General features: G+C 71.9%; 16 protein-coding genes. 6 read left to right on the top strand and 10 right to left on the bottom strand.

The genetic code is table 11. The features are described from left to right. Positions 1-2: 2 nt before the first annotated feature. The 4 genes from ADK67_RS25290 to ADK67_RS25275 all read right to left on the bottom strand — a co-directional run bounded on the left by ADK67_RS25290 (position 3) and on the right by ADK67_RS25275 (position 4,260). Complete coding sequence (locus ADK67_RS25290; protein WP_063797722.1) at positions 3-1,259, bottom strand: SGNH/GDSL hydrolase family protein; 1,257 nt, start codon at positions 1,257-1,259, stop codon at positions 3-5. Positions 1,260-1,307: 48 nt separating this feature from the next. Next, positions 1,308-2,738 (bottom strand): FAD-dependent monooxygenase, encoded by a 1,431-nt coding sequence (locus ADK67_RS25285; protein ID WP_053718993.1) that lies wholly within the window; start codon positions 2,736-2,738, stop codon positions 1,308-1,310. A 116-nt stretch (positions 2,739-2,854) separates the two neighbouring features. Next, positions 2,855-3,760: a hypothetical protein gene (locus tag ADK67_RS25280; protein WP_053718992.1), complete on the bottom strand. Its 906-nt coding sequence runs from the start codon at positions 3,758-3,760 to the stop codon at positions 2,855-2,857. Continuing rightward, positions 3,760-4,260, bottom strand: a complete 501-nt coding sequence (locus ADK67_RS25275; protein ID WP_063797721.1) for a sigma-70 family RNA polymerase sigma factor — start codon at positions 4,258-4,260, stop codon at positions 3,760-3,762. The genes ADK67_RS25280 and ADK67_RS25275 overlap by 1 nt, the downstream gene beginning before the upstream one ends. A gap of 211 nt (positions 4,261-4,471) precedes the next feature. On the opposite strand from ADK67_RS25275, the gene ADK67_RS25270 reads away from it, so the two are divergent. After that, positions 4,472-5,656: a hypothetical protein gene (locus ADK67_RS25270; protein ID WP_053718991.1), complete on the top strand. Its 1,185-nt coding sequence runs from the start codon at positions 4,472-4,474 to the stop codon at positions 5,654-5,656. 33 nt (positions 5,657-5,689) lie between these two features. On the opposite strand, the gene ADK67_RS25265 is transcribed toward ADK67_RS25270, so the two are convergent. Further along, positions 5,690-6,655, bottom strand: coding sequence for a tripartite tricarboxylate transporter substrate-binding protein (locus tag ADK67_RS25265; RefSeq protein ID WP_053718990.1), 966 nt, complete (start codon positions 6,653-6,655; stop codon positions 5,690-5,692). Positions 6,656-6,775: 120 nt separating this feature from the next. Here ADK67_RS25265 and ADK67_RS25260 point away from each other — a divergent pair, with 120 nt between their 5' ends. Next, positions 6,776-7,573 carry an SDR family oxidoreductase gene (locus ADK67_RS25260; protein WP_053719118.1) on the top strand — a complete coding sequence of 266 codons (798 nt, stop codon included), beginning with the start codon at positions 6,776-6,778 and terminating at the stop codon, positions 7,571-7,573. A 146-nt stretch (positions 7,574-7,719) separates the two neighbouring features. Beyond that, on the top strand, positions 7,720-8,883 hold the full coding sequence (locus tag ADK67_RS25255; RefSeq protein ID WP_053718989.1) for an acyl-CoA dehydrogenase family protein: 1,164 nt from the start codon (positions 7,720-7,722) through the stop codon (positions 8,881-8,883). 23 nt (positions 8,884-8,906) lie between these two features. Here ADK67_RS25255 and ADK67_RS25250 read toward each other — a convergent pair whose 3' ends face one another. Then, on the bottom strand, positions 8,907-10,331 hold the full coding sequence (locus tag ADK67_RS25250) for an FAD-dependent monooxygenase (protein ID WP_053718988.1): 1,425 nt from the start codon (positions 10,329-10,331) through the stop codon (positions 8,907-8,909). A 103-nt stretch (positions 10,332-10,434) separates the two neighbouring features. Between ADK67_RS25250 and ADK67_RS25245 the strand changes: the two genes are divergently transcribed. After that, positions 10,435-11,022, top strand: coding sequence for a TetR/AcrR family transcriptional regulator (locus ADK67_RS25245; RefSeq protein ID WP_053718987.1), 588 nt, complete (start codon positions 10,435-10,437; stop codon positions 11,020-11,022). A gap of 159 nt (positions 11,023-11,181) precedes the next feature. After that, entirely contained in the window at positions 11,182-12,027 is an 846-nt protein-coding gene (locus ADK67_RS25240; protein ID WP_053718986.1) for an SDR family oxidoreductase, read from the top strand. Between the two features lie 47 nt (positions 12,028-12,074). Here the strand turns inward: ADK67_RS25240 and ADK67_RS25235 are convergent, their stop codons facing one another. From ADK67_RS25235 to ADK67_RS25220, 4 genes are all read right to left on the bottom strand, one after another. Continuing rightward, on the bottom strand, positions 12,075-12,488 hold the full coding sequence (locus ADK67_RS25235; protein ID WP_082403747.1) for an arsenate-mycothiol transferase ArsC: 414 nt from the start codon (positions 12,486-12,488) through the stop codon (positions 12,075-12,077). Continuing rightward, on the bottom strand, positions 12,485-13,195 hold the full coding sequence (locus ADK67_RS25230; RefSeq protein WP_053718985.1) for an MIP/aquaporin family protein: 711 nt from the start codon (positions 13,193-13,195) through the stop codon (positions 12,485-12,487). Before ADK67_RS25230 ends, ADK67_RS25235 begins: the two co-directional genes overlap by 4 nt. Then, on the bottom strand, positions 13,196-13,885 hold the full coding sequence (locus ADK67_RS25225; protein ID WP_053718984.1) for an arsenate reductase/protein-tyrosine-phosphatase family protein: 690 nt from the start codon (positions 13,883-13,885) through the stop codon (positions 13,196-13,198). Positions 13,886-13,994: 109 nt separating this feature from the next. Then, positions 13,995-15,359, bottom strand: coding sequence for an FAD-dependent oxidoreductase (locus tag ADK67_RS25220; protein ID WP_053718983.1), 1,365 nt, complete (start codon positions 15,357-15,359; stop codon positions 13,995-13,997). 99 nt (positions 15,360-15,458) lie between these two features. On the opposite strand from ADK67_RS25220, the gene ADK67_RS25215 reads away from it, so the two are divergent. Continuing rightward, the coding region (locus ADK67_RS25215) for an ArsR/SmtB family transcription factor (RefSeq protein WP_157620817.1) at positions 15,459-15,677 on the top strand (219 nt) is incomplete at its 3' end.

Here is a 15,677-nt window from a genome sequence, read left to right as displayed (position 1 = left end):
CCCTACTCCCGGAACAGCTCCAGGTCGAAGGCCTCGGCGATGGCCCGCTGGCCCGCGTCGTTCGGGTGGATGCCGTCGTCGGACACGAACCCGGCGCGCATCTTCAGCGGTAGGGCCGGGTCCGGGTCACGGGTGGCCGCCTCCAGGTCGACCACCGCGTCGAACTCGCCGCTGCCGCGGATCCAGCGGTTCACCTCCTGGCGTGTGCGTTCGAGCTCCGCGGTGAAGAGGAACGCGCCGCCGATGGGGAACAGCGTGCAGCCGACGACCCGCAGGCCGTGCGAGTGCGCGCGGCCGATCAACATGCGGTAGCCGACGATGATGTCCTCCGCCGTCGCCCGCTCGCTCTCCGGCATGCCCGGCATGGAGCCGAAGAACATGTCGTTGAGCCCCATGGACAACACCACCCAGCGCACGCCGGGTCGGGCCAGCACGTCGCGGTCGAAGCGCGCCAGCGCCCCGGCGCCCATGCCCTCGGTCTCGCGCAGGACGCGGTTGCCCGCGATCCCCATGTTGATCACCGCGCGCGGTGGCATGTCTTCCCGCGCGGCCAGCCTGCGCGCCAGCGACGACGGCCACGGCGCGTCCGCGTCAGGCGTGGTCTCCATGCCGTCCACGACGGAATCGCCGAAGGCGACGATGGCGGCCGCCGTGGGCTGCGCCAGCACGTCGATACCGGCGAGCCACAGGTACGACCGGAACGCGGTGGCGTTGCCCAGGTCCTGCGCGGCGGTCTGGTTGCCGGGTGCGAGCCACGCCGTGCGCAACCCGACTTCGTGCGTCGTGGGAACGACGTCCTGGTCGGGGACGTGCAGCGAGACGACCAGATCGGTCTGCGCCGGCACGTCGTGCTCGACGGGATCGCTGTAGATGTGCGCGCCCGTCGGCAACACCACCGCGGCGCGCCCGCCGAAGGTCAGTTCACGCGCGCTGCCCGGGTGGATCGCCGCGCCGCGATCGTGCCGCGCGATCCACGCGGCATCGATGCGCACCGGCGCGTGACCGAAGGAGTTGGACAGCGCGACGCGCACCGCCGTGCCGCCCACCGTCGCGCGCGCCACCATGCGCACGGTCTGCGCACCGATTTTCGTCGGCGCGCCAAGCGGTTCGTCCGCCAAGGCCGCTACGTCGTCGTCCGGCAGCTGCGGCCCTCCGCCGGTCTCGGCAGGTCGCGCCAGTTGCTGCGCCGTGCCCCAGGTGGCGATCCAGGTTCCCCGACTCGCCGGGCTTGTCGTCGTGCTGTCGCTGAACTCGTTCATGGATCCCGACTCCGGAGGTGGAATGGCTTTCGTGGTCATGTCGCTTGGTCAGAACCAGCGCGCGAGCGCGTGGTCGAGCGACTGGGACGAAGCCTCTGTCCACGCGACGCAGCCGTCCGGACGGACGAGCATCGACGGGCCCTCCTTGGTGTGCACGTGGCGCACGTCGTGCGGGAGCGACCGTTCCGAAGGCGAGACGTACAGGCCACCGCCCTGCTCCGCCAGCGCGTAGAGCCGTTCTTCGCCGCCGTCGGCGAGCGTGAGGAGCTGGTCCTTCACGAGCGTGCCGACGAGCGGGTCGTCGTCGCCGAGGTCGTAGCGGACGCCGACACCCGAGAGCATCTCGCTGATGTGGCGATTGCCTTCGGGCAGCGTGATCAGGTCGCTCACGATGGTGCGCAGCGCGCTCGTGAGCGGGTCAGGACGTGCCAGCGCGACTTGCGCGCGGGTGTTCTCCAGGACGCGCGCACCGACGGGGTGGCGTTCGGCGGTGTAGGAGTCGAGGAGCTGGTCACGCCCCCGCACCGCCGCGGCGAGCTTCCAACCGAGGTTCGCGGCGTCGACCAGCCCGAGGTTCAAGCCCTGGCCGCCGAACGGCGAGTGGACGTGCGCGGCGTCGCCCGCGAGAAGGACGCGGCCCCGGCGGTAGGTCGTCGCCTGCCGCGCGTGGTCGGACCAGCGCGTCGCCTTCGACATCGACCGGATCGTGACGTCGGTGCCGCTCACGCGCTGGATCGCCGCTTCGACCTCGGCCCGCGTGATCGGCGCGTCCCGATCCGGCGGCGGGCCGTCGAACTCCGCGGTGAACACGCGACCCGGGATCGACGTGATGAGGCCGCGCGGCGTTCGCCGCCACCCCTTCGCGAGCTTCTCGGGCGCGTCGAACTCGACCAGGGCCTGATAGCCGGTGACGGTCGGATCCGTGCCGGGGAACTCGAAGCCGGCGACCTTGCGGACGCGGCTCCGGCCACCATCGCAGCCGACCAGGTACGACGTGCGCAGCGGACCCGTGCTCGTCCGCACGGTCACGCCGTCGTCGTCCTGCTCGAACCCTTCCACCTCGACGCCACGGCGGAGTTCGATCCCGAGCTCACCCGCCCGCGCGGTCAGGACCCTCTCCAGCGCCTCCTGCGGCACCATGCGGCTGTGGCGCTCCGGGTCGCGCTGGAGGTCCTGGTCGATCACGAACAATGCGGAGAAGTGGCCTCCCGGCTTCCTCACCGGCCCGGTTCCGGCACGTGCCGCCTTCGCCGTCGGCATCGTCACCTGCTCTTCGTCGAGCGCTCGCCCGAATCCGCGCCGTTCCAGCGCCTCGACGCCCACCGCGCCGATCGCGGCGGCCTTGATCCCGCGGTCGGGCTCCACGAGCCGCTCCAGCACGAGCGGCTTCACCCCCGCCGTCCCGAGCTCGATCGCCAGCAAGAGCCCGACCGGTCCGGCGCCGACGATGACGACGTCGTGCACCTCAAGATCCCTCATACCGCTGTCCCTCCGTCTCGGGCCGGGCCGTGTCGGCTCCCGCCCTCGACGTGCAGCCTGCAACGGCCCGCCGGCATGGCCCGCACATGCCGCCGGCACGCCCCTGCTGCGACGTGCTAGCCGGGGAACATCGTCAGTGCCGGGTCGACACCGATCGCGACCAGCTGGTCGAGGGTCAGCGGCGGCTCCGACGAGGTCGGCGCGCCACCGGTCTTGCCGGAGGTGGCGATGTTCTCGGCCTGGACGAGGATCCGCGTGCCGTCCTCACGGTGGACCAGCACCTGGTTCAGGGTGATGCCGCCCCCCATGTCCGCCGTCTGCTTGACGATCTCCTCACCCCGGGTGCCGGTCTCCGCCACGCAGGACGTCCGGGTCCCGAGGCCGGGAAAGGCGCACACGGGGCCCAGGCCGTCGCGCCAGGTCGGCTCCACGAGGACGAAGATGTTCCCGCTCCCGTCCGCCGTGGTCGTGGTCGCCATCGCCTCGAAGGTGGCCTTGGGGTCGCAGATGGACAGCTCGACACCCGGGTCTGCCGCGCTCACCTGGTGGTAGTCGAGCGGCCCGTGCGGCGTGCCCGCCGGGTAGTCGCCCGCGGGGTTGGCCGACAGCCCCAGGTCGGGCCGCTGCGCCTTGACCGCGTCCGTCGTCGCCAGGGTCAGCCGCGCGGCGGCTTCGGCCGCGGGCTCCAGCCTGCCCTCGCATTCGGGCGGTGGCACCTTGTCGTCCACGACGACGACCGACGGCGCGTCCACCTTCGAGCCGGGCGGCTGTTCCCGTGCGGTCGAGGACGGCGACACCGCGGACGTGGTGCCCGGCGGCCCGCCGACCGGCGTGCCCCGACCGTCGGCCAGCGTGTAGGCGACGGCGCCGGTCAGCACCACGACGGCCATCCCGGCGGCGACCGCCGGGTTCGCCACCCGGCGAAGCCGGACCCCGCGGCGGCCGCGGGCGATGACCGCGTCCACGTCGACCGTGGACGGCGGCACTTCCCCGATCGCCTCGTCGAACAGGTGCTTGTCCATCAGTACCCCTCCCTGGTCGCCCGCGCCGCGGTGGCGCGCAACGTGTCGAGCCCCCGCGCGGTCTGGCTCTTCACGGTGTCCACGGAGCAGCCGAGGATCTCGGCGGTCTCCTCCACCGAGAGATCGAGGTAGAGGCGCAGCACGACGGCGGCCCGCCGTCTCGGCGGCAGCCCGTCGAGCAGGTCGAGCAGCTGTGCCTGGTCGACCACGGCGAACTCGGCCGCGGTCGGCAGCTCGGGCAGCTCGTCGACGGCCTCCTCGCGGCGCCACGGCCTGCGCTTCTCGTCCAGCCAGGTGCGCAGCAGCGCCTTGCGAACGTACGGGTCGATGCCGGCCGTCGCGCCGACCCTGGGCCAGTGCCGGTACAGCTTGCCGATGGTGATCGACACGACGTCGTCCGCGGTGTGCCAGTCCCGGCACAGGAGGTACGCGGTGCGCCGCATCATCTCCATCCGAGCCGTCACGTACTCGCGGTACGCGCTCTCCTCGGACCGTTTCACCTCGATGACCTCCTGCGTCGTGCCTCTACCCGACTAGGAACGCGCCCCGCGCGCGGCGAGGTTGCCCGATGGGAGGAAATCGATCGTGGAACCTGTTCGGACCGCGGATGCCCGCCTGGGCGCCTTCCGCGCCTGTTTCCGCCCCGCGCGAGGGGGTAGGTCACGGAGACGACGCCTGCCGGAGGAACGCCCATGACCCAGCACGAGACCGATGACCGACCCTGACCACCACACCGGGCCCGACGACGGCCGGAGACCCGGTGACGTGCCGCCGCACGAGGTCGCGGTCGGTCTGCTGGCCGACCCCGGTCTGCCCGCGATCCTCGCCGACCGGCTCGGCGAGGCGCTGCCCGAGCGCCTCCGCGCCGGCGTGAGCGACGAGGTCACCTGGACGGTCGACACCGTGCACGACCCGTTCGAGGCGATGTACCCGGACGGCGAACCGCTGGTGGAGAAGGCGCGCGAGCACGTCCGCGGCACCGTGTGGGACCTGGTCGTCTGCATCACCGACCAGCCGATGCAGGATGGGTCGGGGGTCTTCCTGGCCGACATCCACACGGCCGACCGGGTCGCGGTGGTGTCCCTGCCCGCCCTGGGCGGCTGGCGCCTGGGCCACCGGCTGGACGCCGTCGTGGTGGCGATCGTCGCCTGCCTCGTCACCCGGTCCGACGAACCGCGGCAGGCGGTCGCGCTCACCGAGTTGCGGCGCCGGCTGCCGGCCCGGACCACCCGCGTGCTGGAGCCGGAGGAGTCCGGCTCGCCCAACCTGCACGTCATCCGCCCCCGCCGACGAGCGCTGCCGTACCTGCTGGTCGGCATGGTGCGGGTCAACCGGCCGTGGCGGCTGCTCCGCGGGTTGTCCACGGCCCTGGCCGGTGCGATGACCGGCATCGCGTTCGGCGTGCTGTACTCCAGCATCTGGACCCTCGGGACCGCGCTCAGCCCACTGCGCCTGGCCGGGGTGACCGTGGCCGCCGTCACCGCGATGACCGTCTGGATCATCGTGGACCACGAGCTGTGGGAACGCCGGCCGCGGACCGGTGGCAGTCCCGATCCCGACGTCCGCCTGCGCAACGCCAGCACGGTCGTGACGGTCGCCGCGGGCACCGTCGCGTTCTTCCTGGCGATGTTCGTCGTCGCACTCGCCGCGGTCGCGCTGGTCATCCCGCCGCACTACCTGGCGACCACGCTCGGGCATCCGGTCGGCGTGCCGGACTACCTGGCCATCGCGCTGATGGCCACCGTGCTCGGCACGATCGCCGGCGCGGTCGGGTCCGGCCTGGAGGACGACCTCGCCGTCCGCGAGGCGACCTACGGCTACCGCGCGCGGGAACGCCGACAAGTCGCCGACGAAGCCACCCGGGACACGTCCCCGCTCCGCCGCCACCGCAAGTGAGAGCAGGAACAGCGGCTGCCCTTAAGAGCCCGGTCAGCGGCCTTCGATCTCGGCCATGTCCAGTCCCAGCAGGACGGCGCTCTGGAGCTTGCGGTAGCGCTCTCGCTGCGTCGACGGTTCGCCCTGGCCTGCCGGCACGAACTCGGCGCCGATACCGCGCTTGACGTCGTCGGTGCTCAAGCACTGCGAGAGCGTGGACGACAGCGTCGAGGACTTGGCGTCACCGATGTCGCTCCGCGCGCTGAAGGCGGTGTCGACGACGAGGTCCGGCACGGCGTCGGAGAACTTCCGGCCGACGGCTTCGTAGAGGGTCGGCACCTCCGGCAGGTACTCCGGCCGCCGGTGGCCTCCGGAGGCGAGCAGCCGGACCTGCCCGGAGGTGATGGCGGCCAGGAGTTCCGGGGTGAGGGTGGCCAGGCCGGCCGTGTGGCTGCCGGCGACGACAGTGCGGAGGATCTCCGCGTCCGAGTCGACCGGTGCGGGTTCGAGCCGGGTCTTCGCCAGCGAGTTGAGGTGCCACAACGTGAATCCCTCGACCGTCTTGTCCCCGCGGTTGGCGACGGTGACCGGTGGACCGTCGGCCTTCGCCGTCCTCAGCAGTGTCCCGGCGGAGTCGACGGGGCTGTTCGCCGCGGTGAACAGGACCACGGGTGCGGAGTGGACGACACCGAGGAACCGGAAGTCGTCGTAGCCGTAGTCCTTCTTGGGAGGCAGCAACGGCGTCACCACCGTGGAGCCGACCGAGCTGATCATGAGCGTGCGCCCGTCCGGCTCCGCGTCGAGGAGGGCGCGGTTGCCGAGGACGCCGTCCTGGCCTGGCTGGTTCCGCACGGCCACGGTGCCCCCGAGCTTCCCGGCCAGGCAGGGCGCGACGGCGCGGGCGACCGTGTCCGTGGTCTCGCCGGCCTCGGCGGGCACGATCAGGGTGATGTCACCGTCGGGGTACGGCCGGCTGTCCGGCGTTTGACCGCAGCCCGCGGTCAGGGCGACCGCACTCATCACAAGCACCAGCCGTCGAAGCCTCACGCGATTCCCCCATCGGCCCGGACCGGCCGCCAGTCTACGGGGCTGCCGGGAAATCGCGTGCTGTGCGAGGAACGGGCCACCATGATGAGGATCATGAGCGGCGAGGCGCGTGCGGGAAGTCTGCAGGACGTGGAAGAGGCGGGTCGCCCGCTCGCCTTGGTCACGGGGGCGGGACGTTCGACGGGGATCGCGGCGTCCGTGGTACTGGACCTGGCCCGGGCCGGCTGGGACGTGGCCTTCACGTACTGGACCCCTTATGACGCGCGGAAGGCGTGGGGCGTGGAGGAGGGGGCGCCTGGGGAGTTGCGGCAGAAGGTGACGTCCCTTGGAGCACGAGCACTTGCGGTCGAGGCGGACCTGAGCGACCCGGCCGCGCCTGCCCGGCTGTTCGAACGCGTCGAGGGCGAACTGGGGAACGTCACCGCGCTGGTGGTCTGCCATTGCGAGTCGGTCGCCTCCGGTCTGCTGGACACCACGGTGGAGAGCTTCGACCGGCACTTCGCGGTCAACACGCGGGCGACGTGGCTGCTGATCCGGGAGTACGGGCTTCGGTTCCGCGGCCGGCACGGCAGCGGCCGGATCGTCAGCCTGACCAGCGATCACACCGCCGGGAACCTGCCCTACGGGGCGAGCAAGGGTGCGATGGACCGGATCACGCTGGCCGCCGCCCGTGAGCTGGCCCAGCTGGGAGTGAGCTGCAACGTGATCAACCCCGGGCCGATCGACACCGGCTGGATGACCGACGAGAACAGGGCGGACGGGACCGCCTTCACGCCCCTGGGACGGCTCGGTGTGCCGCAGGACTGCGCGAACCTGGTGACGTTCCTCTGCTCGGCGGAAGGCGGATGGATCAACGGCCAGCTGCTCAAGAGCAACGGCGGTCTCGCGTAGCCGAGTGCGTCGGCCCGGACGAACACCTTGAAAGGTAACCGGCCGTTGGTAATCGGCGGGTAACGCGCCGTTCGGTCGGCGGAGTGACCAGTGGGTGTCGGACACGCGGAAGGCTGGGCCCCGCAAGGTGCCGCTGAGGGGGATGGATGCCAACGAACGTGAGCGCGGTGGACCCGGTGCTCGACGCGCTCCGCGAGTTCTCGCCGCGGCTGCGGGAGAACGGGCTGGAGGCCGAGCAGCGCGGGTGGCTGCCGGACGAGAGCATCGAGCTGATGGAGAAGGCGGGCGTGTTCGGCGTGAGCGTGCCGGGCCGCTTCGGCGGGCTGGACCTGTCCGCGCCCGACCAGTGCCGGGTCATCACCGAGGTGTCGCGGGCGTGCCCGTCCACCGGCTGGACCTCGATGGTGTACCTGTCGAACACCTTCGCGGCCACGCTGTTCCCGGAGCGGGTGCAGCAGGAGATCTTCACCAGCGGTTCCGTGCGGGTGACCGGCGTGTACTCGCCGACCGGCACGCTGACCCCCACCGACGGCGGCTACCGGCTGACCGGCCGGTGGCGGTTCAACTCCGGTTGCCGCGCCGCGCACTGGAACGTCGTGGTCGCGATGCTCGACGGCACGGCGGACGTGCTGGTCGCGGCCGTGCCGCTGACCGACCTGACGATCATGGACGACTGGGACACCACGGCGGCGGCCGGCACCGGGAGCTGCTCGACGGTGGCCGACGACGTGTTCGTGCCCGCCCACCGCGTGATCGGGTTCGGGGACGCGCTGACCACGGCGGTGCCCGGCCGCGAAGACGCGCCGGGCCGCGACTACGGCCTGATCAGCCTCGCCGTCACGCAGTGCGCGGCGGCGGCGGTCGGCATGGCCAAGGGCGCGTTCGAGCTGTACCTGGACCGGCTGCCGGGCCGGGGCATCGTCTACACGCGGTGGTCCGAGCAGGGCGAGACCCCGTTGACCCAGATCCAGGTCGCCGGCGCGGACGCACGCATCGCCGCGGCGCAGGCGTTGGTCGACACGTGGGCGCGGCGCATCCAGGACGCGGCCGACGCGAACCGCCCGCTCACCCCGGCGGAGAAGGCCGAGGCCCGCGCGCACGGGGCGTACGCCGTCCAGCTGGCCAAGGAAGCCGTGGAACAGCTGTACGACGCCAGCGGCGCCTCGGTGATCGGGCGCACCGTCCCGCTGCAGCGGTTCCAACGCGACCTGCGCGCCTTCTCCTTGCACGGCTTGCTCCTGCTGACCACGAACCTGGAGGTGCACGGCCGCGTGCTCGTCGGTTTGGACGCGGGGACGCCGATCCTCTGACCCGTGCGTCCTCGGAGTGGCGCCTACTTGGCGACTGACGTGCCCGCCAGTGCCGCGAGGGCGTTCCGCAGCGTGGTCGGGTCGGGCGTTCCGGTGAAGACCTTCGCCACGTAGCCGTCGGGGCGGATGAGAACCGCGTCGGCACCAGGTTCGGCGGGGGCCGCGGCTCGCACGCGGTCTTCCCAGCCGGTGACGTCGCCCGTGCCCACGAGCACGAAACGGCCGCCGCGCAAGGCCTCGTACAGCCGGGTGCCGTCGGCGAGGGCCACGTCGGGCATCCGGGTGCCGGTCAGCCGGTGCTCGCCGTCGGGGGCGGGGTAGCGGAAACCCAGTGCGGACAGGCGGCCGGTGAGCCTGCGGTGGATCGCCGGGACGCGCAGCGCGGTGCCGCCGACCAGGCCGCGGAGCGCACGGGCGAAGGGGGACCGCGCCATCGCCAGCCGGATCATCGTGCCGCTGATCCGCAGGACCTCCTCGCCGACCGGGTGGCGTTCCGCCTGGTAGGTGTCGAGCAGCGCGTCCGGGGCGCCGCGGAGCACCGCCGCCAGCTTCCAGCCCAGGTTCGCCGCGTCCTGCAGGCCGGTGTTCATGCCCATGCCGCCGGCGGGGGAGTGGACGTGCGCGGCGTCGCCGGCCAGGAACACGCGGCCGACGCGGTAGTGCGGCGCCTGCCGTTCGTCGCTGTGGAAGCGGGACAGCCAGCGGGCCTCGTGCATGCCGAAGTCGGTGCCCAGCGCCCGCTTGGTGATCGCGCGGACCTCGTCCAGCTCCAGCGGGGTGTCGTCGGTGACGTCGCCGCGCCGGTCCCACGCGAAGACCCGCCACCAGCCGTCGCCGAACGGGGCGATGAACGTGAACTCCGAGCCGGAACCGTTGACGGTCAACGTGTCCGGCGGCGTCTCGCGCAGCCGCACGTCCGCCAGCATGATCGACTTCAGCACCGACTTGCCCGGGAACGGCTGGCCGAGCGCGTGGCGCACCGCGCTGTGGAAGCCGTCCGCGCCGACCACGTAGTCCGCGCGGTACGTGCCGCCGGTCGTGTCGACCTCCGCGCAGGTGGCGTCCTGGCGCACGGCGGTCACCGCCGCGTCGTGCACGATCTCCACCCCGGCCTTGACCGCCCGCGCCAGCAGCACCCGTTCCACGTTGTACTGCGGGGTGACCAGCATGTACGGGAACCGGCTCGGCAGCTTGCCGAGGTCGACGTGCACCCGGTCGAACAGCCGGATGTCGGTGACGCGCCCGACCCCGGTGCGGTCCAACTCCTCGACCAGCCCTCGGGCGTCGAGCACCTGCAGGGTGCGGGCGTGCACGGCGAACGCCCGCGACAGGTTCGACACCTCGCCGTCCCGCTTCTCCAGCACGGTCACCGTGACACCGGCCTCGGCGAGGTCGCCCGCCAGTAGCAGTCCGGTGGGGCCCGCCCCGACCACGATCACCTCGGACATGTCCGCCTCCTTCAGGTCAACACTTGTTTGCCAACGCCTGTTGGCAAAACAGTAGGCCGACCCGATTCGACATGTCAACAGGTGTTGGCCTACAGTTGTTGGCATGACGGAGGCGAGCAGCACGGAGGCCGCCAAGGCGCGCCGCTCCGACGCGACCAGGGCGGCGATCCTCACGGCCGCGCGGGAACGCTTCGCGGCGGACGGCTACGAGCGGGCCACGATCCGGGCCATCGCCGCCGACGCGAACATCGACCCGTCGATGGTCATGCGCTACTACGGCAACAAGGAGAAGCTGTTCGCCGCCGCCGCGGAGTTCGACCTGCGCCTACCGGACCTGACCGGGGTGCCGCGCGACGAGATCGGGGCCCGGCTGACCGGTCACCTCGTCGACCGCTGGGAGCACGACGACACGCTCATGGCGCTGCTGCGGGCGGCGGTCACCAACCAGGCCGCGGCCGAGCGCATGCGCCGGCTGTTCGCGGCCCAGCTCGGGCCCGTGGTCACGGCGCTGGTCGCGGACCCGGCCGAGGCGCCGGTCCGGGCCGGGCTGATCGCCACGCAGGCTCTGGGTTTCGCGCTGACCAGGTACGTGCTGTGCCTGCCGCCGGTCGTCGCACTGGACCGGGCGGCGGTCGTGGCGTGGCTCGGTCCGACGATCCAGCGCTACCTGGCCGGCGAACGCGCGGAGTAGCCGCGCGGTCTTCGCCGCGCCCAAGCAAACCGGGCGGAGTTCTCGTGCCAGGTGTGCGCCGCGAAAGCCACTTTCCCCTAGGTACGTATTGGAAGCCGCTGTTAGGTTTCCGATCAGGTGCTTGTGAACACGACAAGCCGGACCAACGAGGGGGAATTCATGATCGTGGTAACCGGAGCCACCGGTAACGTGGGTCGACCGCTGGTGCAGTCGCTCACCGGTGCCGGGGAAGAGGTCAGGGCGGTTTCCCGCCGGTCTCCGGAATACGGGCTGCCCGAAGGTGTGCGGCATTTCCCGGTCGACTTGGCCGACGCGGAAAGCCTCCGCCCGGTCCTCGAAGGCGCGGACACGTTGTTCCTGTGCCCCTCCGGCGAGCTCCTGGTCTCGGCCGGCAGTCCGGAAGCCCTGGTCAAGACGGCGCAGTCGGCCGGTGTCGAGCGGATCGTGCTGCTGTCGTCGCAAGCTTCCCAGACGAGGCCGCAGGCGATGTCACACGCGCGGTTGCGGGAATTCGAGAACGTGCTGATCGGATCCGGGGTCAGCACGACGATTCTCCGCCCGGGAGGTTTCGCCTCCAACACGTACGCGTACGTGCCGACCGTCAAATCCGATCGGACCGTTTTCGCGCCTTTCGGCGACGTCGGCCTTCCGCTGATCGATCCGGCGGACATCGCGGAGGTCGCGTCGGTCGCGCTCCGGGATTCCAGCCACGCGGGCAACACCTACGTGCTGACCGGGCCCGCCCGGATCTCGCCGCGGGAGCAGGCGGCCGCGATCGGTGAGGCCATCGGCGCGGAGTTGAAGTTCGTCGAACTCACCCGCGAGCAGGCGCTCGGCACGATGCTGGAGTTCATGCCCGAACCCGTCGCCGAGGGCACGCTCGACATCCTGGGCACGCCGACCGACGAAGAACTCGCGGTCAGCCCCGACGTGGAGAAGGTCCTCGGGCGTGCACCTTTCAGCTACGCGGAGTGGGCGAAGCGCAACAGCTTCGTGTTCCAGTGATCTGATCGCACTCGCACTCGCACTCGCACTCGCACGCGGCGGAGCGGCTACGAGGCTGGGTCGAGGAGTTCGGCGAGCAGTCCTCGGACGCGGCGGTCGATGTCGTCGCGGATGGGGCGGACGGCGTCGACTCCTTGGCCGGCGGGGTCTTCGAGCTCCCAGTCGAGGTAGCGCTTGCCGGGGAAGACGGGGCAGGTGTCGCCGCAGCCCATGGTGATGACGACGTCGGAGGCTTCGACGTCCTCGGTGGTGAGCTTGGACGGCACTTCGGCGGTGATGTCCAGGCCCAGCTCGGCCAACGCCTCGGCGGCGGCCGGGTTGACCTTGTCGGCGGGGGCGGAGCCGGCGGAGCGGACCGTGACGCGGCCCATCGCGTAGTGCTGGAGGAGCGCGGCGGCCATCTGGGAGCGGCCGGCGTTGTGGACGCAGACGAACAGGACTTCGGGCTTGGTGCGGGTCAACGGACTTGCCCTTCGGTGACGGGTGCGGCGTTCTCGGCGGTGGTCCGGGTGGGGTACAGGAGGTGCAGCAGCGGGATGGCCACGGCGACACCGATGAGTTGGGCCAGCACGTAGACCGGCACGGAAAGGGGCGTGATGCCGGCGAAGCTGTCGCTGAACACCCGGCCCACCGTGATGGCGGGGTTGGCGAAGCTGGTGGAGCTGGTGAAGAAGTACGCCGCGCCGATGTAGGCGCCGACGGCGGACGGTGCGAGGGCGGCCCGCCCGGACCGGACCAGCGAGAAGATCACCAGCAGCAGGCCGGCCGTGGCCACGATCTCCGACACGCCGTGCGCGACCGTGGCGCGTTCGGTGGTGCTGATGCTGACCGGCGCCGCCTCGAACATCACGTTGGCGAGCACCGCTCCGGTGACACACCCGAGGACTTGGGCGAGCGCGTACGACGGCACGTCACGCCACGCCAAGCCGCCGAACACGGCATCGGTGATCGACACGGCGGGGTTGAAGTGGCCGCCGCTGACGGGTCCGAAGATCAGGATGACGGCGTAGAGACCGACGGCGGTGGCGGCGGCGTTCTCCAGCAGTTGCAGGCCGACGTCGCCGGGGGAGAGGCGTTGGGCGGCGATGCCGGAGCCGATCACCAGGGCGGCGAGCAGCAGGCTGCCGAGGAATTCGGCCAGCAGCCGGTGGGGGAGCGGGCGGGGCATTCAGGAGTCCTCGGGGGCGGGGCGGACGGCGGGCACGAGGCGGTCGATCCGATCGGCGAGGTCGCGGTAGGCGGCGTCGAACGCGGCCGGCGTGCCCACCGCGGCCGGATCGGGCACCGACCAGTGCAGCCGGTCGTCGTGGTCGGTGAGTTCTTCGTGCGCGTTGTCGCACACCGCGACCACGAGGTCGTCGGGCCGCAGCACGTCCACCAGGTGATGGGGCCGGGCTCGGGTCAGCGACAGTCCGTGCGTGCGGGCGGTGGCGACGGCCAGCGGGTGCACACGCTCGGCCGGTCGGGTGCCCGCACTCGCCGTGGGCACCGGGCTGTGCTTCTTCCACAGCGCGGCGGCCAGCTGGGAGCGGGCGGAGTTGTGGCTGCACACGAACACCACCCGTGGCGCCTGCCGCAGCCCGGTGGGCACGAGGTCGGTGAGCGCGGCGGTGCGCAGCCGCAGGTAAGTGCGCCGATGGTCGCCCTCCGACCGCGACCGCTCCACGATCCCGGCCTGTTCGAGCAGCTTCACGTGGTGGGCGAGCAGGTTGCTGGGCAGCCCCAGTCGCCGGCCGACCTCGCTCGGTGAGGCGTCGCCGAGCACGAGCAGGTCCACCACGGCGAGCCGGGCGGGTTCGCCCAGAGCCGCGTGCACACGCGCCCGCGCCGTCACGTCCGAAGGCCAGTCAGTAGTCATTGACTCAATGATGCTTGAGCGGATGAACCGGAGTCAACCCGGGCGGCACGGGTCGACTTCCGCGACGCGGCCCGGCACGCCCCTCGATCGTGCCGGGCCGCGGTGAAGCTCAGACGCGCGTGCCCGGTGCCGTCAGGGTCAGGTCCGCCACCTGCGGACCGCCGCAGCAGCTGACCGCGGCCACCGGCTGCTCCACGACCTGCGTCGGGCCGCAGCACCCGCCGGAGGACGCCGGCTGCTCGACGTCGAACACGCCGGACCCGCCGCACACGCCGGTCTTCGGCAGCGTCAGTTCGACCTTGGCGGCGGACTCGTGGTCGCCGGCGATCTCGGCGGCGACGCTGCGGACCTGCTCGTAGCCGGTCAGCGCGAGGAACGTCGGCGCACGGCCGTAGCTCTTCATGCCGGCCAGGTAGACGCCGGGCTCGGGCTGGCGCAGCACGTTCGCGCCGTGCGGGTCGACCGAGCCGCACGAGTGCACGTTCGGGTCGATCAGCGGTGCGAGCCTCGCCGGCGCCTGCAGCACGGGGTCCAAGTCCAGCCGCACCTCCGACAGCCACGAGTGGTCGGGCCGGAACCCGGTCAGCACCACGACCTCGTCCACCGGCCGCAACCGGTGGCCGTCCTGCGACTCCAGCACCAGCCGTTCGCCGTCACGCTCGACGGACGCGGTGCGGAAGCCGGTCACGACCTCCACGTGCCCGGCGCGTGCGGCCTCCTTGGCCTTGAGCCCGAGCGCACCCCGCGCGGGGAGCTGGTCGGCGTCGCCGCCGCCGAACACGTTGCCGACCGCGCCGCGGCGGAGCAGCCAGGTCACGTGGGTGCCGGGGTGCTTGTCCGCCAGGTCCGTCAGTGCGATCAGGGCGGTGAGCGCGGAGTGCCCGCTACCGGCCACGGCGATCCTCTTGCCCGCGTACCGCTTGGCCTCGTTGTTCAGGTCGGGCACGTGGTAGGTGATCCGGTCGGCCGCCTCCCGCTCTCCGGCGGCCGGCAGCCCGTCGCCGCCGAGCGGGTTGGGTGAACCCCAGGTGCCCGAGGCGTCGATGACGGCTTGCGCGGTGATCCGTTCGCCGTTGTCGAGGTGGACGGTCAGTGGTTCGGTGTCGCGGCCGGAGTCCACGACGCGGTCCCGGCCGCGGCGGGCGACGCCGACCACGCGGGCGTTCAGTCGGACGTGGTCGCCCAACGCCTCGGCCAGCGGCACCAGGTACCGGGCCGCCCACTCGGCTCCGGTGGGGTAGCCCTGGCCGTGGGGCGCGGTCCAGCCGGTGGGCTCCAGCAGTCGGCGCGCGGCCGGGTCGACGAGCTCGGACCACTGCGAGAACAGCCGCACGTGGTGCCACTGGGCCACCGCCGCGCCGGCCTGCGGGCCCGCTTCCAGCACCAACGGCCGCAGCCCACGTTCCAGCAAGTGGGCCGCCGCCGCCAAGCCGACCGGTCCCGCCCCCACCACGACCACAGGAAGCTCGCTCACGGGCCACCCCTTTCATCGTCATCCTTCGATCGAACAGGGCGGAATGTATCGAGTTTCTCGATGGATGCAACCATCGACTTGAATCGATAGACTGCTCGCATGACGACGACGCTGCCCGTGGTGGGCCTCGCGCCCGAGGACGCCTCGACCTACGCCGAGTGGTTCGCCTGCCTGGCCGACCCGACCCGCGTGCGCCTGCTGCACACCGTCGCCACCCATCCCGGCGAGATCACCGTCGGCGCGTTGACCGAGGCCGTCGGGGTCAGCCAGTCCACCTGCTCGCACCACCTGCGCAAACTCGCCGACGTGGGCTTCGTC

Origin of the sequence: Saccharothrix sp. NRRL B-16348 (assembly GCF_001280085.1) — a bacterium.
In the GTDB taxonomy this organism is placed as follows: Bacteria; Actinomycetota; Actinomycetes; order Mycobacteriales; family Pseudonocardiaceae; genus Actinosynnema.
This window is presented reverse-complemented; position numbering and strand designations above follow the sequence as displayed.

Bases quoted from the DNA above. Each gene is read 5' to 3' on its own strand.
- ADK67_RS25265 (WP_053718990.1), bottom strand. From the start codon at position 6,655: ATGAGTGCGGTCGCCCTGACCGCGGGCTGCGGTCAAACGCCGGACAGC.
- ADK67_RS25225 (WP_053718984.1), bottom strand. From the start codon at position 13,885: ATGACTACTGACTGGCCTTCGGACGTGACGGCGCGGGCGCGTGTGCAC.
- ADK67_RS25250 (WP_053718988.1), bottom strand. From the start codon at position 10,331: ATGTCCGAGGTGATCGTGGTCGGGGCGGGCCCCACCGGACTGCTACTG.
- ADK67_RS25240 (WP_053718986.1), top strand. From the start codon at position 11,182: ATGATCGTGGTAACCGGAGCCACCGGTAACGTGGGTCGACCGCTGGTG.
- ADK67_RS25280 (WP_053718992.1), bottom strand. From the start codon at position 3,760: ATGGACAAGCACCTGTTCGACGAGGCGATCGGGGAAGTGCCGCCGTCC.
- ADK67_RS25270 (WP_053718991.1), top strand. From the start codon at position 4,472: ATGACCGACCCTGACCACCACACCGGGCCCGACGACGGCCGGAGACCC.
- ADK67_RS25245 (WP_053718987.1), top strand. From the start codon at position 10,435: ATGACGGAGGCGAGCAGCACGGAGGCCGCCAAGGCGCGCCGCTCCGAC.
- ADK67_RS25230 (WP_053718985.1), bottom strand. From the start codon at position 13,195: ATGCCCCGCCCGCTCCCCCACCGGCTGCTGGCCGAATTCCTCGGCAGC.
- ADK67_RS25260 (WP_053719118.1), top strand. From the start codon at position 6,776: ATGAGCGGCGAGGCGCGTGCGGGAAGTCTGCAGGACGTGGAAGAGGCG.
- ADK67_RS25290 (WP_063797722.1), bottom strand. From the start codon at position 1,259: ATGAACGAGTTCAGCGACAGCACGACGACAAGCCCGGCGAGTCGGGGA.
- ADK67_RS25285 (WP_053718993.1), bottom strand. From the start codon at position 2,738: ATGAGGGATCTTGAGGTGCACGACGTCGTCATCGTCGGCGCCGGACCG.
- ADK67_RS25255 (WP_053718989.1), top strand. From the start codon at position 7,720: ATGCCAACGAACGTGAGCGCGGTGGACCCGGTGCTCGACGCGCTCCGC.